Origin of the sequence: Streptomyces sp. MMG1533 (assembly GCF_001279775.1) — a bacterium.
In the GTDB taxonomy this organism is placed as follows: domain Bacteria; phylum Actinomycetota; class Actinomycetes; order Streptomycetales; family Streptomycetaceae; genus Streptomyces.
In genome coordinates this window covers 1-18,619 of sequence record NZ_LGDG01000261.1, presented here as the reverse complement: position 1 = coordinate 18,619, position 18,619 = coordinate 1, and the positions used below count along the sequence as shown (strand labels likewise).

16 protein-coding genes and 1 pseudogene are annotated in these 18,619 nt (G+C 68.1%); 5 read left to right on the top strand and 12 right to left on the bottom strand.

Annotation, left to right across the window (positions count from 1 at the left end; translation table 11 throughout):
* Positions 1–38: 38 nt before the first annotated feature.
* Genes ispG through ADK57_RS39155 form a run of 7 tightly spaced genes read right to left on the bottom strand, consistent with a single transcriptional unit; the run spans position 39 to position 8,315 of the window.
* Positions 39–1,184: a flavodoxin-dependent (E)-4-hydroxy-3-methylbut-2-enyl-diphosphate synthase gene (ispG, locus tag ADK57_RS39185; protein ID WP_053754483.1), complete on the bottom strand. Its 1,146-nt coding sequence runs from the start codon at positions 1,182–1,184 to the stop codon at positions 39–41.
* Positions 1,181–2,986: a 1-deoxy-D-xylulose-5-phosphate synthase gene (locus ADK57_RS39180; protein WP_420711961.1), complete on the bottom strand. Its 1,806-nt coding sequence runs from the start codon at positions 2,984–2,986 to the stop codon at positions 1,181–1,183. Before ADK57_RS39180 ends, ispG begins: the two co-directional genes overlap by 4 nt.
* A 45-nt stretch (positions 2,987–3,031) precedes the next feature.
* Positions 3,032–3,247, bottom strand: a complete 216-nt coding sequence (locus tag ADK57_RS39175) for a ferredoxin (protein ID WP_234390548.1) — start codon at positions 3,245–3,247, stop codon at positions 3,032–3,034.
* Complete coding sequence (locus ADK57_RS39170) at positions 3,244–4,605, bottom strand: cytochrome P450 (protein ID WP_053754481.1); 1,362 nt, start codon at positions 4,603–4,605, stop codon at positions 3,244–3,246. Before ADK57_RS39170 ends, ADK57_RS39175 begins: the two co-directional genes overlap by 4 nt.
* Positions 4,606–4,635: 30 nt before the next feature.
* Positions 4,636–5,616 carry a terpene synthase family protein gene (locus ADK57_RS39165; protein ID WP_053754480.1) on the bottom strand — a complete coding sequence of 327 codons (981 nt, stop codon included), beginning with the start codon at positions 5,614–5,616 and terminating at the stop codon, positions 4,636–4,638.
* Positions 5,617–5,625: 9 nt separating this feature from the next.
* Positions 5,626–7,287, bottom strand: a complete 1,662-nt coding sequence (locus ADK57_RS39160) for a prenyltransferase/squalene oxidase repeat-containing protein (protein WP_053754479.1) — start codon at positions 7,285–7,287, stop codon at positions 5,626–5,628.
* Between the two features lie 59 nt (positions 7,288–7,346).
* Positions 7,347–8,315, bottom strand: a complete 969-nt coding sequence (locus ADK57_RS39155) for a polyprenyl synthetase family protein (protein WP_234390547.1) — start codon at positions 8,313–8,315, stop codon at positions 7,347–7,349.
* Positions 8,316–8,673: 358 nt separating this feature from the next.
* Here ADK57_RS39155 and ADK57_RS39150 point away from each other — a divergent pair, with 358 nt between their 5' ends.
* A complete protein-coding gene (locus tag ADK57_RS39150; RefSeq protein WP_234390546.1) occupies positions 8,674–9,732 on the top strand; it encodes a bile acid:sodium symporter family protein in 1,059 nt (352 codons plus the stop codon).
* On the opposite strand, the pseudogene ADK57_RS52325 reads toward ADK57_RS39150, so the two are convergent.
* Positions 9,703–10,089 (bottom strand): annotated as a pseudogene (locus ADK57_RS52325) (GNAT family N-acetyltransferase); the annotation flags it as partial. The gene ADK57_RS39150 and the pseudogene ADK57_RS52325 sit on opposite strands and share 30 nt — an antisense overlap.
* 51 nt (positions 10,090–10,140) lie before the next feature.
* On the opposite strand from ADK57_RS52325, the gene ADK57_RS50260 reads away from it, so the two are divergent.
* The gene (locus tag ADK57_RS50260; protein ID WP_159050222.1) at positions 10,141–10,536 is read left to right on the top strand and encodes a nuclear transport factor 2 family protein; all 396 of its coding nucleotides are present in this window, start codon (positions 10,141–10,143) and stop codon (positions 10,534–10,536) included.
* Positions 10,537–10,643: 107 nt separating this feature from the next.
* Here the strand turns inward: ADK57_RS50260 and ADK57_RS39135 are convergent, their stop codons facing one another.
* From ADK57_RS39135 to ADK57_RS39120, 4 genes are read right to left on the bottom strand one after another with little or no spacing between them, the layout of a single operon-like run.
* A complete protein-coding gene (locus ADK57_RS39135) occupies positions 10,644–11,720 on the bottom strand; it encodes a polyprenyl synthetase family protein (RefSeq protein WP_053754475.1) in 1,077 nt (358 codons plus the stop codon).
* Positions 11,713–12,588, bottom strand: a complete 876-nt coding sequence (locus ADK57_RS39130) for an SAM-dependent methyltransferase (protein WP_053754474.1) — start codon at positions 12,586–12,588, stop codon at positions 11,713–11,715. The genes ADK57_RS39135 and ADK57_RS39130 overlap by 8 nt, the downstream gene beginning before the upstream one ends.
* A gap of 38 nt (positions 12,589–12,626) precedes the next feature.
* Positions 12,627–13,664: a zinc-dependent alcohol dehydrogenase family protein gene (locus ADK57_RS39125; protein WP_053754473.1), complete on the bottom strand. Its 1,038-nt coding sequence runs from the start codon at positions 13,662–13,664 to the stop codon at positions 12,627–12,629.
* Positions 13,661–14,872, bottom strand: coding sequence for an acetylornithine transaminase (locus ADK57_RS39120; RefSeq protein WP_199830779.1), 1,212 nt, complete (start codon positions 14,870–14,872; stop codon positions 13,661–13,663). The genes ADK57_RS39125 and ADK57_RS39120 overlap by 4 nt, the downstream gene beginning before the upstream one ends.
* 369 nt (positions 14,873–15,241) lie before the next feature.
* Between ADK57_RS39120 and ADK57_RS39115 the strand changes: the two genes are divergently transcribed.
* From ADK57_RS39115 to ADK57_RS39105, 3 genes are all read left to right on the top strand, one after another.
* Positions 15,242–16,534 carry a cytochrome P450 gene (locus ADK57_RS39115; protein ID WP_234390545.1) on the top strand — a complete coding sequence of 431 codons (1,293 nt, stop codon included), beginning with the start codon at positions 15,242–15,244 and terminating at the stop codon, positions 16,532–16,534.
* A gap of 48 nt (positions 16,535–16,582) precedes the next feature.
* Positions 16,583–17,668, top strand: a complete 1,086-nt coding sequence (locus tag ADK57_RS39110; protein WP_053754470.1) for a zinc-binding dehydrogenase — start codon at positions 16,583–16,585, stop codon at positions 17,666–17,668.
* Between the two features lie 181 nt (positions 17,669–17,849).
* The gene (locus ADK57_RS39105; RefSeq protein ID WP_053754469.1) at positions 17,850–18,272 is read left to right on the top strand and encodes a hypothetical protein; all 423 of its coding nucleotides are present in this window, start codon (positions 17,850–17,852) and stop codon (positions 18,270–18,272) included.
* Positions 18,273–18,619 lie beyond the last annotated feature (347 nt).

Genomic DNA, 18,619 nt, shown 5'->3' with positions numbered 1-18,619 from the left:
AGCCTTCTCGGATCGGGCGGGATCGGTTTCGGCGAGGGTCAGGGCCCGGGGATGTCCACACCCTGTGCCTCGGCGATCCGCACTGCTTCTTCGACCAGCGCTGTGACGATCTGGGCCTCCGGGACCGTCCGGACCACTTCTCCCTTCACGAAGATCTGCCCCTTGCCGTTGCCCGACGCGACTCCGAGATCGGCCTCACGCGCCTCGCCGGGCCCGTTGACCACACATCCCATGACGGCCACGCGCAACGGCACCGGGAATCCCTCAAGGGCCGCGGTGGCCTGCTCGGCGAGGGTGTAGACGTCCACCTGGGCCCTGCCGCACGAGGGGCACGACACGATCTCAAGACCCCGCTCGCGCAGCCCGAGGGACTCCAGGATCGCGATACCGACCTTGACCTCTTCCACCGGAGGAGCCGACAGGGAGACCCGGACCGTGTCACCGATTCCCTCCGCCAGCAGGACACCGAAGGCGACGGATGACTTGACCGTGCCCTGGAACGCGGGCCCCGCCTCCGTCACGCCCAGGTGGAGGGGGTAGTCGCACCGCTCGGCCAACTGCCGGTAGGCCTCGATCATCACCACCGGGTCGTGGTGCTTGACCGAGATCTTGAGATCGCGGAAGCCGTGTTCCTCGAACAGCGAGCACTCCCACAGTGCGGACTCCACCAGTGCCTCGGGCGTCGGTCGGCCGTACTTGGCCAGCAGCCGACGGTCCAGAGATCCTGCGTTCACACCGATACGGATCGGCACGCCCGCGTCCGCCGCCTCTCGAGCGATCTCGCCGACCCGGTCGTCGAAACGCTTGATGTTGCCCGGATTGACGCGGACGGCCGCGCAGCCCGCCTCGATGGCCGCGAAGACGTACTTGGGCTGGAAGTGGATGTCGGCGATGACGGGGATCGGGGATTTGGCGGCGATCCGGGGCAGTGCTTCGGCATCGTCCTGGGTGGGCACCGCCACCCGCACGATCTGACAGCCCGCGGCGTTCAGCTCGGCGATCTGCTGCAACGTCGTGTCGACGTCCGCAGTCTGGGTGGTGGTCATGGACTGTACGGAAACCGGCGCTCCTGCGCCGACGGGCACGGATCCCACGGTGATCTGCCGAGACCGGCGGAGTGCGTGGCGCTGCCCGCCGTCGCCCGCACTCCGCACGGTCGGAATGCCGAGCGGAACTTGCGTCATGTCATCGTCATCCTTCTGCTCAGAGGGAGATGGCTGGTCAGGACGTCCCGCAGCTGTTGCTCAAGGGCCGTGACGCCGAGCCCCATCTCCTCCAGCAGCCGGTCCCTGGCGCAGTGCCGGGGGAAGGCCAGGGGCAGACCGTAGGCCAGGCAGGGGTTCGCGAGTCCCGCCTCACGCAGTGCCTGGGACAGTGCGGAGCCCACCCCGCCCACGCGCAGGTTGTCCTCCACCACGGCGACGACCTCATGGTCCGCCGCCAGCTCGCAGAGGGCTTCGTCGACGGGTTTCACCCAGCGCGGGTCGACCACGGTGACGGCGAAGCCGAGTGCCGCGAGCCGTTCTGCGACCGTCGTGCAAACCCGTGCCATGGCGCCCACCGAGACCAGCAGCAGATCACAGCGCTCGCGATGGGGCATCGTCCGGGCGAGGACGTCCAGCGTGCGGAAGCGGGCCAGAGCCGGGATGTCGGGGCCCACCGCCCCCTTGGGGAAGCGGACGACGGTCGGTGCGTCGCGGACGTCGAGCGCCTCCCGCAACTGCGCGCGCACCTGCGCCGCATCGCGTGGCGCGGCCAGCCGCAGCCCCGGCACGGCCTGGAGCAGCGAGAGGTCCCACATCCCGTTGTGGCTCGGCCCGTCGTCTCCGGTGATCCCGGCGCGATCGAGGACGAACGTGACCCCGGCCCCGTGCAGGGCCACATCCATCAGTACCTGGTCCATGGCCCGGTTGAGGAACGTGGCGTAGACGGCGACGACCGGATGCAGGTCGCCCGCCGCCAGGCCCGCCGCCGAGGCGACCGCGTGCTGTTCGGCGATGCCTACGTCGAACACCCGGTCGGGAAAGGCCTTGGCGAACGGCGCCAGCCCCACCGGGTGCAGCATGGCCGCGGTCAGCGCCACCACATCGGGGCGCTCTGTGCCCAGCCGGACCAGTTCGTCACCGAAGACCTGCGTCCACGTGGCGGCCGGCTGTGCGGCGCTCTGCCCGGTGACCGGATCGAAGCTGCCGACGGCGTGCAGATGGTCACGGGTGTCCTGTTCTGCGAGGGGGTACCCGTTCCCTTTGCGGGTGCGGCAGTGCACGACAACGGGCCGTTTCGCCTCGCGCGCAGCACCGAAGGCGGCCTCCAGGGCGGCGATGTCGTGGCCGTCGACGGGCCCCAGGTAGCTCAGGCCGAGGTTCTCGAAGAGGTTGCCCTTCGGGCGTTCGTCCGTCCCCGTCGCGGCCAGTTCCGCCATGTGATCGGCTATGCCACCGACGGTCGGGGCGTAGGAGTGCCCGTTGTCGTTGAGCACGATGACGACGGGGTTGGCGGACGCCGCAATGTTGTTGAGGGCCTCCCACGCCATCCCCCCGGTCAGTGCGCCGTCCCCGATCACGGCGACGACGCATCGCTCGCTCTCGCCACGCAGCCGGTGGGCCTTGGCGAGCCCGTCGGCGTAGGAGAGCGCGGTGGAGGCGTGGGAGTTCTCGATGAGGTCGTGCACCGACTCTGCTCGGCTCGGGTAACCCGAGAGACCGCCCTCCTTGCGCAGCCCACTGAAATCCTGACGACCCGTCAACATCTTGTGGACGTAGGACTGGTGGCCCGTGTCCCACAAGACCCGGTCGGAAGGCGAGTCGAAGACCCGGTGGAGGGCCAGCGTCAGTTCGACAACGCCGAGGTTGGGCCCCAGGTGGCCGCCCGTCCGCGATACGGAGTCGATGAGGAAGACCCGTATCTCCTTGGAGAGGCGCACCAGTTCGGGCGGTGTCAGACTGCGGAGGTCTCGGGGGGACGTGATGTCCGCCAGCCTCATGATGCACTCCTGTCTCCGCTGGATGAGAGTGGGCAGCGGATGGTCGGGTCAGGGCTCGACCACTCCGATGGCTTCGACCGGGCACCGGGCGGCGGCCAGCCGAACATCCCGGTGCAGTTCGTGTTCCGGTGCTTCGTCGACCAGTTGCACCACTCCGTCGTCGTCCTGGTCGAACACTTCGGGAGCGGCAAGCACGCACTGTCCGGCGCCGATGCAGACATCCGGCTGCACCGTGACGTGCAGGCCGTCACGTTCCTCCGTCACCGCTCCCTCCTGCGTACCGTCATCCGCAGTCCGTCGGGGACGAGCGTGACGGTGCCGACGGGCCGGACGGGCCGGTCGGAGACCGGCCGCAGGTGCCACAGTCCCGCGATGAGCGCCAGGGTGGTCATGGCCTCGGCATAGGCGAAGCCCTCGCCGACACAGCGGTGCGCGCCCTCACCGAACGGCATGTATGCCTCCGGGGTGACGTCGTCCTCTCGGCCCGGCAGCCAGCGGTCGGGGTCGAACCGTGCCGGGTGCCGGAAGAGCAACGGGTCGCGGTGCTGGGAGAAGAACGAGTAGAGGACGACGCTGCCCTCGGGCAGGTGGTAGCCCCCGAGCTCCGTGTCCTGCGCCGCGGCACGGGACAGGAAGTACGTGGGGGGATAGAGGCGCAGGGTCTCCTTGATGATGCGTCGGGTCAGGTCCAACCGTCCGAGATCTTCATGGGTCGGCGCACGGCCGCCGAGTACCGCGTCCACCTCCTCCTGGAGGCGCCGCTGGATCTCGGGAGCGCGCCCCAGCTCGTAGCAGGACCAGCTCAGCGTCAGGGCAGTGGTCTCGGCGGAGGAGAGCAGGATGCTGATGATCTCGTCACGCAGCTGCTGGTCGTCCATGCCCTGGCCGGTCTCCTCGTCCGTTGCGGCCATCAGCATGGACAGCAGGTCCACCTCCTCCCGGTCGCTGCGCCGGTAGGCGGTGACGATCTGCTGGATCATCGTGTTCAGTTCGGCCATCGTCTCGTCGAACCTGCGCCGGCCGGGCGTGGGCAGCTTCTCCAGCAGACCGGTGGGGTCCATGGCACGCAGACTGACCTGCCGGGTCAGGATGGGCAGCGCACGCTCCACCACCTGTACCGCCGGTCCTCCCAATTCCGAGGAGAACAGGCATTTGGTGCCGACGGTCGTGGCCAGCCGAACGAACTCCGGCTTCAGCTCGATGGGGCGGTCCTCCGGCCACGACGCGATGCGCTGGGACGCGATGTCGTGCATGACGTCGCCGTACACCTGCACCCGCTTGCGGTTGAACGCGGGCAGTACCAGCTTGCGCTGGCGGCGGTGGGGGGCTCCGTAGGCCGTGATGATGCCGTTGCCGGCGACGGCCCGCGCCTTGCGGAAGTGGATGCCTCGCGGGAAGCGCGCGGCATCCGTGACCAGGACCCGGTGCAGCAGTGAGGGATCGTTGACCAGGTAGGCGACGGTGGGACCGACCCGCACCCGGACCAGGGGGCCGTACGCGCGGGCCTCCTGGAGGAACTGCAGACGGCGTCGCACCAGCGGAATGCCGTGCCCGATCAGCGGCAGGGCGCCGGGAACGGTCGGAGGTGCCGCCGCCCCGGGCGGACGCAGAGTGGTGGACATGCGATTCTTCCCTTCCCTGTAGCCAGCAGGTCACGGCGTCACGAATCCGACCGCTCCCTCGCGGTAGCGGTCCGAACGCGCCGGCCAGCGGGCGGCGGCCGACATGAACGCCTCGTAGTGGGCGAAGTAGCGCCGCAGATCGTCGTCCTCGGTCAACCCGTACCGAGCGGGTCGGGTGCGGATGTCCTCGTAGGTCTCGACAGCCCTGGCGCACAGTTTCCGTGCATGCGCCCGGGCGGTGGGGATGTCCCATCCGTACTCGTGCTGGAGCACCGGGACGATGTTGGCGCTCAGGCCGTGCGCCCGTTCCTCCTCGAAGGAATACAGGTCGTTGGCAATGCATCCGTAATCGGCAACCGCCATGTCGACCAGCTGCACACACGGGTGGGTGCGCACCTGCTCAGGCAGTCTCAGGCGACAGACGAAGTGGTCGAGTTCCAGCTGAACGGTCATGGTGCTGAAGACACGGCGCATCCGCAGATACGACGTCAGGTCGGGGACCACTCCCCTGTCGCGCAGGTCCAGTTCCCACAGGGTGGCGGACAGGTAACGTCTGATCTCCTGCCTCAGCCTGGTGTCGTCCCACCGCGGGTCGATGCGATGGATGTCCTCCAGGACGCGGCCCAGCAATCGGGCGAGCGGCTCGTCGGCGCCGTGCCCGTCCAGGACCGCGTGGATGACCGCATGCTGTTCCAGCACCGGTTCCAGCCAGCCCTCCTCCAGGCTCAGCAGATCGCTCCATGTGTCGTCGAAGAGAACCAGGAAGGCGATCCACAGCGCCGCGACCTCGAGCCGCTCGGCATCCGCGTCCGGATAGGTCAGCGCGGCCGCCTCTCCCAGCGCGATGCCATGCAGTACGACGGCGCCCGCCCTGCCCTGTACACCCGCCTCCGTGGCGACTTGGCGGACGTATGCGGCGGCGGCGTCGCCGTACGGGCTGGAACGGTCGGGAAACGGGCAGTCGACCACCAGGGTTTCCGCCGAGGTCTCATGGGTCTGCGCGGACGTCATGGCTTCACCTCACCGGGTCTTCAGGTCGTGCGTGGCGGACAAGCAGGCGGCCCGGGCGATGCGCACGGGTGTGTAGACGTCCTTGCCGATCCACAACGGGGTGCTGTCCTCGGTGATCTCGCCCCGCGCCAGGGTGCGCCGAGCGGCCTCCAGCGCCTCGTCGACCTGCTGCCCACGATGGGGGTCCCGGGACAGCCGCAGTATCCAGACCGCGTACGCCGTCTCCTCGATCGTGCCGGTCCCGTGCCCCCAACGATCCCCGGGGTGACGGGTGTTCAGCACCCAGGAGACAGCACGTTCCACAGCGGGGCGGGCGGCTTCCCCCGCGTAGGCGGCCAGGGCCTGCGCACAGCTCGCCGTCGCGTAGTACGGCGAGCCGTTCCACTTGTCGGTCCAGCTGCCATCCGCGTTCTGCACGGACAGCAGCCAGTCCGCGGATCCCACCGCCGCCGCGCCGAAACGCGGCAGGTCGTCGGGGTAACGCTGGGTCCAGAAGCCCAGCGCCTCCAGCGCGTGGGCGTTCGCGCTCGGTGAGGCCGTCCGCTCGTCCGGGTAGGTGCAGAAGTGCCCCTCGTTGTAGTAGTGCAGCAGGCTGTCCGGCCGATGCCGGCGCCCGTGCCGGGCCAGCGCGTACAGGCCGACCGCGGTGTCGTCGGCATCCGGCGGCAGTCCGAAACCGGCTGACATGCCCTCCTCCAGGCATACGGCCTCCAAGCGGTCGAGGAGGGACTCCGATGCCTGATGCGGGACGTCGTGCGTGGCCAGGCTCGCGAGGACCCAGGCACGTTCGAAGTTGGGCATCGGCGCGCCGAGCGGCAACAGCCCGCCGCGGTGCCGCTGCAGGTCGTCCAGGAAGCGCAGGGCGGCCCGGGCCTCCTGAGTCGCGACGGCGGGCGGTGCCGTCGGACCGCCACCGGCGGGGTCGGGGCCCGTGGGGCTGCCCGCCAGCCAGGCCGCCGTCGCAGCCGGTGAGCAACTCACCGAGCCGTTCACCGGCTGGACCTCCTGTGCGAACGGCCGGCCCGGGGCGAGGATTTCCCAGGCATGCCAGAGTTTGGGCGGCAGGGTCCGTCCGGCGGCCGTAGCGGTCCGCAGGGCCACCAGGATGGAATCGTCCGTGCCGCGGGGAAGCGGCAGGGTGAGCGAGACCAAGCGCTCCGGCAACCCGGGCGGGCGCGTCGTACGGTGCCGGATCAGGTGATCGTTGATCTGTGCGATCAGGCCGGGTATGACCACCTCGATGGCCACCGTGTCAGGCAGCTGCTCGGCCTCTTCGGAACCCTGCCCGCCGGTGAGCCAGGTGTGGAGGGTCTCGATTCCCCGCACGGCCGCGCGCCGTACACGGTCCGCTCCGGCACCGTCGGCGGCCTCTCCACGCGCCCACGCCGTGAGCAGGGCCTCCACCGCGCTGAGCGTCGGCACGAGGCGGAAGCCCGCCACCCCCCAGCCGCCGTCGGCCGCCTGCTCCTCACAGAGATAGCGCAGCCGCCGACCGGCTCCGCCGAGCCACGGAGCCACGGTGACGACCCGAGCGTTCTCGTACACCGAAGGACTGATCTGCGCCCAGGGGTCGGCCTCCGACTCCTCGAGCAGGACCTGCGCCTCGTCGAGTTCCACGGACTCTGCGGTGTGCGATGCCGGCCGTTGCTCGGTGGTCGGGGTACGGCTCATGAAGAAACTCCTAGGGCTCGTCGGCCACATGTTTCGGAGGGGAAGAGCAGGTTCGGCTCTCAGGCCTGACGCTCGGTTGCCTCGACTGCCAGTGAACGGAGTGCGCTGCGTCCCGGGTCGCGGAAGGGGATGTCCTCCAGCGCCTCCATGCCCTGCCGCCAGCGTTCCCGGATCATCTGCTCGACGGTTTCCACCGCCTGGGTGGCGATCAGGAGTTCACGCACCTGTGCTGCACCCGAGTCGTCCAGTTCGGGGTCGCCGAACAGTCGGGTGAGGGTCTTGTGCTGGTTCGCGTCCGCCTGCCTCAGTGCGAGGGCGATGAGGGTGGTGGCCTTGCCGTCGCGAAGGTCCTCGAGGCTGGACTTGCCGGTGACCGCCGGATTCCCGAACACACCCAGGAGGTCGTCACGCAGTTGGAACGCCTCGCCGACCGGGAGGGCGAAATCGGAGCAGGACCGCAGCACCTCGTCATCCCCGCCGGCCAGGGCCACCCCTATCTGCAGAGGGCGCTCGATGGTGTACCGACCGCTCTTGTGCCGGGCGATGGCGAGCGCCATGTCCACATCGACCTCGAGGTCGCAGGCGGCACGCACATCGAGGTACTGGCCCAGCATGAGTTCCGTGCGCATGGCGTCGAGGACCGGCCGGAGGGCACGGAGCTGGACGGGGGCCAGGCCGCTGGCGTGGATCAGCTCGTCCGACCAGACGAGCGCCAGGTCGCCCACGAGGATGGCGCAGTTGTTGGCGAGGCGGTCCGCGTCGTCGCCACGGAGCCGTTGCCGACCGTCGCCCGTCGTGCGCGTGTCGGTGTCGTCCGCCATGCGCCGGTGCAGGGTTGGCCGACCGCGACGGGACTCCGAGGCGTCCATGACGTCGTCGTGGATGAGGGCGAACATGTGGAAGAGTTCCAGGCTCGCGGCGACCTTGAGGACGGGCGCGTCGTCGCCGGTACCTCCCGCGGCCAGCCACCCGCAGTAGCAGAGCAGGGGGCGAAGTCGCTTCCCCCCGGAGCCGGCCAGCTCCTCCAAGAGCCGGATCGCCGCCCCCAGCTGGGCATCGATCGGATCCGAGAGGGAGCGACGCTTCCGGTCCAGAAACCCGTAGAGTTCAGCATCGACCGCTGCGCGGATTCCGGAAAGATCAACCTTTTCCAGAGGCATGGTCCGCGCATCAGAGGTCAGTAAGTGTTCCGCCACAGACTCTCTCCCGCCTGTTCGCGTCAATCAATAAAGAGTCGACGATTCGAATCGATTCGCTCTCGTTCCGCGGACCACCGGTCACCGTTTTCCCGGCACCGCAAAACTACGCAAGGGCTCTCGGCAGAGCAACGCCACGGACGTTGACAGCGATGTAACAGATGTGGATCCCTATTGGACATTCGACGGCATGAACGTCAACGGTCCGAGCCTTGGCCGACAGGCAATGCGAATGCGACCATTAAATCCCTGGCACGTGAGGCGCTCACTGACCGAAGGGACAGCCGTCGTGGGCACTAATTCTCTGCTTTCAAGTCTGTTACCAATCGCGATCGTGGTGTTGATGCTGGGCCTCGGTCTCGCCCTCACCCGGGAGGATTTCCGGCGCGCCCTGCGCTCGCCGCGCGCGGTCGCCGTCTGTCTCATATGCCAGCTGGTCCTGCTGCCGGGCGTGTGCTTCGCGCTGGCGCACGCCTTCGGTCTCAGCGGTCCGTCGGCAGTGGGCATGATGCTCGTGGCAGCCGCGCCGGGGGGAACCACCGCCGGCCTCTTCAGCCACCTGGCAGGCGGAGACGTCGCCCTCAACATCACCCTCACCGCGGTCAATTCGGTACTGGCGGTACTCACACTGCCGGCCCTGGTCGGTCTGGCGGCCGCGCACTTCCTGCGCGGCGGCCTCGGTGACGTCGAGTTGGGGCTCGGGGAGCTGGTATCGCTGTGGGGGCTGATCCTGCTCCCGGTGGCGGCGGGCATGCTCGTCCGAGGCAGGCGTCCCGCGCTGGCGGATCGGCTGACAGGGAAGGTGAAGGCGCTGTCCGGCGTGTTCCTGGCCGTCATGGCCGTCCTCGCCGTGCTCACGGAACGGACCGAGCTGCTCGGGCATCTGCGACAGGCGGGACCCGCAACCGCGACGTTCTGCGTCATCAGCCTGGCCGTGGGCTATGTGGTACCTCGGCTGCTGGGCGTCACGGGTCCGCAGTCGGCGGCCATCAGCCTGGACATCGGCGTCCACAACAGCGGGCTGGCCCTGGCGATCGCGCTGAGCCCCGCGATGGCGTACGACTCCGCGTTTGCCGTGCCGGCCATCACCTATGCGGTCGTCGCGCTACCGTGCGCCGGCATTGCGGCGTTCCTGATGTCCCGCCGCCGTCCAGGCAGGACGTCGCATCGCGATGTGCCGGATGCCGTCCTCCAGGAAGACCTCACCCTCGGCAACGAAGCCGCGTTTCGCGTAGAGCGAGACGGCTGACAACTGGGCATGCAGCCGGACGACGCGATCGGCTGCCACCGAGTGCAGCGCAGCGTCCAGCAGCAGCCCCGCGAGACCGGTGCGCCTCAGGTGCCGCACCGTGACAACCCTCCCGATCCGCATCCCCTCTGCCTCCGCAAGGATCCTCAGGTACGCCACGGGCCGCCCGTCGGCCGGATCCGCGAGCCACATGTGCATGGTGTCCGGCTCCAGGTCGCGGCCGTCCAATTCATCGTAGGCACATTCCTGCTCCACGACGAATACGTCCACTCGGAGACGCAGTAATTCGTACAGTGTCCTCGTGTCGAGTTGCGCAAAGGTGGCTGTACGCAGGCGTACATCGAGTGCGGGGGGCATGTCATTCCTTCGGTCGATTCTCTTTCTCAACTCTCCACAGGAGTCGCAGACATGATTCAGGAAAATTCCATCCGGGTAGCGAAATCCTTCTACGATGCCGTCGAGCAGCGGGATTTCGATACTGCGTCGGAAATCCTTCACTCCGAATCAACGGTGTGGAACGAACACGAGCGGTCCGACCGTCCGGCGCGACCCGTGTTCAATGGTTCCCATCCACTGTGGTCCGCTGTCGCCGAGTTCCGTTACACGGACAGAAAATATATGGCCACGGACCACGAGGTCACCGTGGAATACGTGGCCCGCGGCACAACCGTGCGCGGACGCCGGTTCGCCTTTCCCGTAACCGCCCGCCTGTTCCTTACCTCCGACGGAGGCGGCATCCGCCGCATCGAGGAGTTCTTCGGCCTCGCGGACGCGGCGGCCTTCCAGGAGGTGCTCGCAGACTGAGGTACGGAGAAGACTGGAGTACGGAGAAGGTCGAGGTACGGAGAAGACCGAGGTACGGAGAAGGAAGCCTCGAGGTTCCTCCTCCGTACGACAGCCCGGCCGACCTCCTACCTGCCTCGCGTGACGATGAGCCCGAACAGCGCCGTGAGCTCGTCCCGCGCGGTCGTCGGGGGCAGGGAACGGGCGAGACCGTCCAGGGAGTCCCGAAGGTGCCGGGCCGACAGCTCCTCGGCATGCCGTCGGCCACCCGCGGCCTCGATGAGGTCGGCCTGCATCCGCAGCTCCTCCTCCGACGCCGACGTCCCGGTCTGCCTCATCAGGACCGCCAGCCGTTCTCCCGCGTCGGTCCCGCTGCGCAGTGCGGCGATGACCGGCAGCGTCTTCTTGCCCAGCCGCAGGTCACTGAAGGCCTGCTTGCCGGTGGCTGCCGGGTCACCCCAGATGTCCTCCACGTCGTTGGCGATCTGCCAGGCCAGGCCGACGCCACCGGCCGCCCGGTGAAGCAGGCCGGCCAGCGCGCCGGACGCGCCACCGAGGAGGGCCCCGATCGCGGCGGCGGCGCCCAGCAGCGCGGTGGTCTTGTAGGTCGCGTCGAAGTAGTGACGGTACGTCACCTCATCCACCGGAATCTTGTCCAGCGCCAAGTCCGCCGCCTGACCACGGATCATCTCGTGCAGGGTGTCCACCAACATGGTGACGGCTGCCCGGCCGGCCTCACCGCCGACCGGCGTCAACTGGCGCAGCGCCAGGGCTGTCAGGGCATCCCCGCCCAGTACGGCCTGGGGAACACCGAAGGCTGCCCAAGCCGTGGCACGTCCCCGGCGGCGTTCGTCTGCGTCCATGATGTCGTCGTGCAGCAACGAGAAGTTGTGCAGCAGCTCCACCGCCACCGCGCCGGGGACCACGGTGGCGGGCTCCGTCCCGGTCGCCGCCGCGGCAAGGAAGGCGACTCGGGCCCGCAGGAGCTTGCCCGCGTCCTCCGTCCCGGTCGGCCGCCCCTGGGGGTCGCACCAGCCGAAATGGTGGCCGCATAGCAGGGCGAGATCAGGATGGAGTTCCTCCACCGCCGACCGCAGGGGCGGAAGGACGAGGCCCCTGGTGACCGAAGCGGCGTCCCGGACCATCTCGGCGGGGGGCGGACCTGTCGCCTCGAGCACGGGACGGGTGGCTGCCCGCTCAGGCATCGACGGCCTTCTCCGCCGCTATGACGAGATAGTTCAGGTGATTCTTGCGGTACCCGTCGAGGAAGGGCTGCTCGACTCCGGTCTTCAGCCGGGAGTGCGAGCGCAGTTCCCAGTAGGGGACGGCGCTCTCCGTCAGGTCCAACACCCGGGACGGCACGAGCCCGTTGTCCGCCAGCGCCTTGAGATACGTGCCCCGCCCGTGGATGTGGCAGACATAGTGGTCGTCGATGGCCGAGACGTCCGGTGAGGCGGCCACCTCCGTGTCGTTGCGGCACCAGGTGACCAGGACGTAGCGCCCGCCCGGACGCAGCACCCGGGCGAACTCCCGGAAGGCCTCGTGGAGATCCACGTACATCGTGGTCTCGTTCGTGTAGATCGCATCGAACGTGCCGTCCTCGAAGGGCGTCTCCACCATGTTCGCGTAGTGGAAGTCGACCTTGTCGGCGCAGCCGCGCTGCTGAGCCAGTTTCTGGGCGAATTCGATGTGGTGCTGGCAGAAGTTCACCCCGTCCACCCGGCAGCCGAACCGGTCGTGGACCATGAAGCTGGTGCCGCCGCGCCCCGATCCGCCATCCATGACCCGGGCGGTCGGCGGAAGGTCACCGAGCGCGTCGGTGATAAGCCCGACCTGCTCCGTCTCCAGGCGGTGCATCTCCTTCAGGATGAGCTTCTCTCGCTCCTGTTCGGGCGCCAGCAGGATGCTCCTGTTGAAGTCGCCGACGGCATAGTGGTGGTGGTAGAGGCCGTCCATCTGCCCCAGGAGGAGGTTGATGTCGTCGGCCTGCTTGTCCTCCCAATGCTTGTTCAGGTCCTGCTCGTAGGAGTTACGGATCACGGCGCTCTGAAGGGACACACTGTCCACGGTCATACGATCGCTCCTTCGTGGGTAAGGCGTGCGGACCACGCCTAGACGCGGATGAGAGCCTTGATGGCGTGGCGTTCCTGCATCGCCGCATAGCCGATCGGTGTGTCGGCGAGGCGAATGGGCAGGTCGAAGACGGGGCTCGGGTCGAGCTTGCCGTCAAGGACGTCGGGAAGTAGTTGGGGGATGTAGGCGCGGACCGGGGCGATACCGCCCCGCAGGTTGACGTTCTTGTCGAAGAGCTGCCGGATGTCGACCTTGCCGCCCACTCCGTGCGGGGCGCCGACGAACCCCACCGCGGCGCCGGGCCGGGCCACGGAGATCGCCGTATGCAGGGATTCCCAGGTGCCGACCGCCTCGATCACCGCGGACGCGCCCTTTCCGGGGAGCAGTTCATGCAACCGGGCGATCGCCTCCTCTCCGCGCTCCGGCACGATGTCCGTGGCGCCGAACCTCAGACCGAGGGCGGTGCGTTGCGGATGCCGACCCATCAGAACGACACGTTCGGCGCCCAGGCGACGCGCCGCCAGCACGCCGCACAGGCCCACCGCGCCGTCCCCCACGACCGCTACGGTGTCGCCGGGACGCACGCCCGCCGCGACGGCGGCGTGATGGCCCGTTCCCATCACGTCGCACAGGGTCAGGAGGGCCCGGTCGAGTGGTTCGTCCGCGCCGGCCGGGATCCGTACCAGAGTGCCGTCCGCAAATGGCACCCTGACCGCTTCGCCCTGACCGCCGTCCGCACCCGGCACGCCCCAGAAGCCGCCCTGCTCGCAGGACGTGTGCAGTCCCACGGCGCAGAACTCGCAGGATCCGTCCGACCACACGAACGGGGCGATCACGCGGTCACCGGGACGTACGGCGGCCACCTCGCGCCCGACCTCCTCCACGACTCCGATGAATTCGTGCCCCATCCGCTGACCGGGCTTGCGGGGTGCGGTGCCTTGATAGGCCCACAGGTCGCTGCCGCAGATGGCGGCGTGGGTGACCGCGACAATGGCGTCGGACGGTTCGTGGATCTGCGGGTCGGGTACGTCTTCCACCTTGATGTTGCCCGGCCCCTGGATGACCGCCGCCTTCATGGCGTGACCTCGTCGCCGAGCACCGTCTGAGCAGCCGTCAGCAGCGCGGGCAGTGACTCGACGAAGGACTGCGCTTCGTCACTGCCGAGGATCAGTGGCGGCGAGACCCGGACGACGTCCGGCTGCACGGCGTTGACCAGGAAGCCCGCCTCCCTCGCGTGTGCTTCGACCGACCGAGCTCGCGGCTCGGTGAGCCGGATCGCCTGCCACAGGCCGATCCCCCGGACGCCTGCGAGCAGCTCATGGGAGATCGCGGCCAGACCGGTTGCCAGGAGCGCGCCGGTCTTGGTGGCGTTCCCCAGCAGGTCGTCGCCGTCGATGGTGTCCAGCACGGCGTGGGCAGCGGCACAGCTGACCGGATTGCCTCCGAACGTGGACCCGTGGTCACCCTGTTCGAACACGGCGCCGTATCGGCCCAGGCCTATGCACGCGCTGATCGGCAGCCCCCCGCCCAGACCCTTGGCCAGAGTCAGGACATCGGGCAGCACCTCCTCGTGCTGATGGGCGAACCACCGACCAGTGCGGCCGATCCCGCTCTGTACCTCGTCGAAGACGAGGACCGCCCCTGTCGCGTCGCATATCTCGCGAACGGCCCGCAGGTAACCGGCCGGCGGAGGTATGACGCCCGCCTCGCCCTGGACCGGTTCGAGGAAGACCGCCGCGCACCCGGCCGTCACCGCGCTGCGCAGCTCCTCGACCGAGCCGTAGGCGACATGCCGGACCTCGGCGCAGAAGGGCTCGAAGGACTTCCGTGCACGCGGCGCCCCGGTCAGGGTCAGCGCTCCCATCGTGCGCCCGTGGAAGCTGTCCTGCGCCGCCACGACGTAGGAACGGTCGGCACCGGCGTGCTTGCGCACCAGCTTGAACGCGGCTTCGTTGGCCTCCGCGCCGGAATTGGCGAAGAAGACTCGTCCCTCGGCGCCGACGAGCGTGAGCAGCCGCTCGGCCAGCCGTACCTCCGGCTCGTGCAGGCTCAGGTTGGAGATGTGCGCGAGCCGTGCCACCTGCTCGGACACCGCCCGCACCAACGCAGGATGTGCATGCCCGAGCGTGGAGACGGCCAGGCCACCGATCAGGTCGAGGTACGTCCTGCCGTCCGCGTCCGTGACCACGCAGCCTTTGCCTTCGACCACCGCCACAGGTGGAACTCCATAATTCCCCATAAGCGCGTTCTGAAATCGATCACGCAGCGCCCTACTGTCGCCCACGAGTCACCATCCAGTCGGCATTAATGCATCTCCAGCAACAGAGAAACACCAAACCACCTCGCCCCCAAAAAGACAACACCACGGCATGCAAGCAAGCCGAATTGGCCAGACTTTCCTGGCATCCTTGCAGGTCAGCAGGCACATAGTGCAGGCCCGCGGGGGCATTGACAAATGCGTGACCAAACCGCTTCCAGTGTGTACATGGCATCAACATTCGCTGCATGAATGTCAGCACAAGAGGCGTTGTCACACCTCAATGAAAGGAGGACAGTAAACGGTACGGGATATCAATCTATTGCAACGGGAGAGGTGTCGATGACAACCGTTCGGGAAATTCCGTCCGTTGCAGGCTCCGCACTGACCGGCGTCATGACGGCTCTTCGACGCGATCCGCTCGCGACCTATCTGCGCGCCCGGCGTGACCACGGCGACGTGGTCCGGTTCACCGTCGGCCCACCTGGCCTGCGCCAGGACCTGTACGCGGTCTTCTCCGCCGAGGGGGCCCAGCAGGTGCTGGCCCGGTCCGTCGGCTTCCGGAAGGACGACACCTTCTACGACGAGATCCGCAGCATCTTCGGTAACGGCCTTCTGACCAGCCAGGACGACGACTATGTGCGGCAGCGCCGGCTCATCCAGCCGCTTTTCACCCGCAAGAAGGTGGATCGGTACGCCGGCGCGATGTGCGAGGAGACGCTGCGGACGGTCGCCGAGTGGCGGGCCCTGGACGACCGTACGCTCGACGTCATCCCCGAGGTGACCCGCCTGACCCAGCGTGTCGTGTCGCGCGTCCTGTTCGGCGCTGCGAGCGAGGAGGCCGGTGACGTCGTCGACCGCTGCTTTCCGCTGCTGGGCGCCTACATGCTCAAACGCGGGTTCGCTCCGCTGCCGTTCCCACGGACCTGGCCGACTCCGGCCAACCGGCGGGCGGCCGCCGCGCGGCGGGACCTGTACGAGGTGTGCGACCGGATCATCGGGGAGCGCGACTCACAGGAGAGCGGTAACGACCTGCTGGAACTCCTGCTGAACGCCGGTGACGGAACCGGCGACCGGCTCACGCCGGAGGAGATCCGGGATCAGGTGCTGATCTTCTTCCTGGCCGGACACGAGACCACCGCCACCTCGATGACTTTCGCCCTTCACCTGCTCGCCCGCAACCCTGAGGCACAGGAGCGGGCACGGGAGGAAGTCGACCGGGTCCTGGGAACCCGCACGCCCACGGCCGACGACTTCGACCGGCTCGAGTACGTCCACATGGCACTCAAGGAGGCCATGCGGTTGTATCCCCCGTCCCCCGGCATCAGCAGGCGAGCCACGGCCGAGACCGAGATCGACGGCTATCGCATTCCCGCGGGAAAGATCGTCTTCCTGAGCCCCTGGGTCACCCACCGGCACCCCTCCTACTGGAAGGACCCCGAGGTCTTCGCGCCTGAGCGGTTCTTGCCCGAGGTGGAGGCCGAGCGGCCGCGTTACGCCTGGTTCCCCTTCGGCGGGGGCCCGCGGGCCTGCATCGGTCAGTACTTCTCGATGCTGGAAGCCGTACTCGCCATCGCTGTGATCCTTCAGGCCTTCGAAGTGGAGGCGGTGGACACCGAGATCCAGCTCACCCAAAAAATGGCCCTCCGATCCGAGGGGCCGATCAGATGTCGGTTCGTCCCGCGATGAGCCGCGTTCCCGTGACCCAACGGTCCCTTACATCCGGAGGTGAGCCACATGCGTGCTGCAGTACTGCGCGAGTCAGGACGAGGTGAACTCGAGCTGCGCGACGACGTCGTGGCGCTCGGCCCCGACGCTGATGAGGTCAGGATTCGCATTCGGGCGACCGGAGTGTGCCATTCCGACCTGTCCCTCATCTCCGGCGAACTGCCCGGTGGTGGCGGCGCGATGATCGTCGGCCACGAGGGTGCGGGCGAGGTGGTCGAGGTCGGGGACCAGGTCACCGCCGTTTCTCCCGGCGACCACGTGGTGGTGAACTGGATCCCGGCCTGCGGGCGATGCGAAGACTGCCGCAACCGCCAGGTCCATCTGTGCATGGGATTCATGGAGAACCTGTTCTCCAAGCATCGCTTCGAGGTCGGCGGCACACCGGCATTCGGGATGGCCGGCACCGGCACCTGGGCCGAGGAAGTGGTCGTCCCCTGGCAGGCGGCTATCAAGATCGACCCCGATTTCCCCTTCGATCAGGCGGCCCTGCTCGGTTGCTGCGTTCCCACCGGCGTCGGAGCGGTCCTGAACACCGGATCGGTGCAACCCGGCGACCGGGTAGCGGTGGTCGGACTCGGCGGGGTGGGCCTGTCGGCCGTCCAGGGTGCGCGGCTCGCCGGAGCCACGAGCATCGTCGCGATCGATCCGGCTGAGCACAAGCACCCGCTCGCCGCCCGCCTGGGCGCGACGCACACGGTCACACCCGACGAGGCCGAGGACACCAAGGACCGCCTGACCGGTGGGAGGGGGTTCGACCACGTCTTCGAAGCGGTGGGGCGGTCCGCCACCGTCAGGCACGCCTGGCAGCTGACGCGGCGCGGTGGCGAGGTCGTGGTGATCGGAGCCGGAGCACCGAACGACCCACTGGACATCAGCACCTATGAGCTGCTGTTCGCCAGCCGCAGCATCAAGCCTTCCGTCTACGGCGAATCCGATCTACGGCGCGATCTGCCGAAGCTCATCGAACTGGCCAAGTCGGGTCACCTGGACATCGGAAGCCTGATCAGCGCTCGCGTGCCCTTCCAAGATCTCAATGATGCCGTGGCCGCACTGGCAAAGGGGGAGGCTGTCCGCCAGGTTGTGATCTTCGATTGAACCTGTCGATCGGGTCAGGATCTCGCTGATCCGCCACAGCAGGCGCCGGCCGCGCCCCCACCCGGCCTGACCCCGTGAAACCGCCGCTCCAAGGTGCCCTTACGTCGATCCCCATCGACGTAAGGGCACCTTGACGTCAGGATGGGTTGACGTCAAGGCGGCTTGATGGCACGGTGGAGATGTGGCAACTCCTGATGAGGTTGAGCGTCAGTTCACGCTGCTGTCCGCGGCGGCGCGTTTCGATTCCCTGCGCACACGCGATGCCCTGGCATCACCTCCGGATGACGAGGACGAGGCGGACGGCTTCGCCTCTGACACGGCGTCGCTGACCCGCGAGGAGGCTTTGGAACTGCTCGCACTGGGAGAGGTGATCGCCCGGAAGGCCGCCTACGGACGTCAGCTCTCCGTACGGTCGGCTCGGCGAGCCGGTGCTTCCTGGTCACAGATCGGCGCGGCACTCGGTACCAGCAAGCAGGCGGCTTGGGAGGCTCACAACCGCTGGATCGACGAACAGGCCAAACAGCAACAGGACGCAGGGCACTGGGGCCTGGACGACGTCGCCATCGACACAGCCCGCACGCTCGCGGGTGAGCCCGACGACTGAAGGACACCGGTCATGCGACACGAAGTCCGCGCCGGTCCCGTCTCCTTCCTGCGCCAGGTACCCGCACTCGGCAGATCTCTGCCCCTCACCTCGTCGCTCCCGTCCCAGCCACGCCGGGCTGTCGTCGCTCGCTCAACCGCCCCGCCGCTCCGCACTCTCCTGCCGGTACCGCAGTGACGAAGACACCGGAGACAAAGCCATCCGCAGCACCCTGGGCCTCCTTCGAGCCCAAGACCACCGCACCCGTATGAGGAGCGATTAACGATGTTCGAGAGGTTCACCGACCGCGCGCGGCGGGTTGTCGTCCTGGCTCAGGAAGAAGCCCGGATGCTCAACCACAACTACAT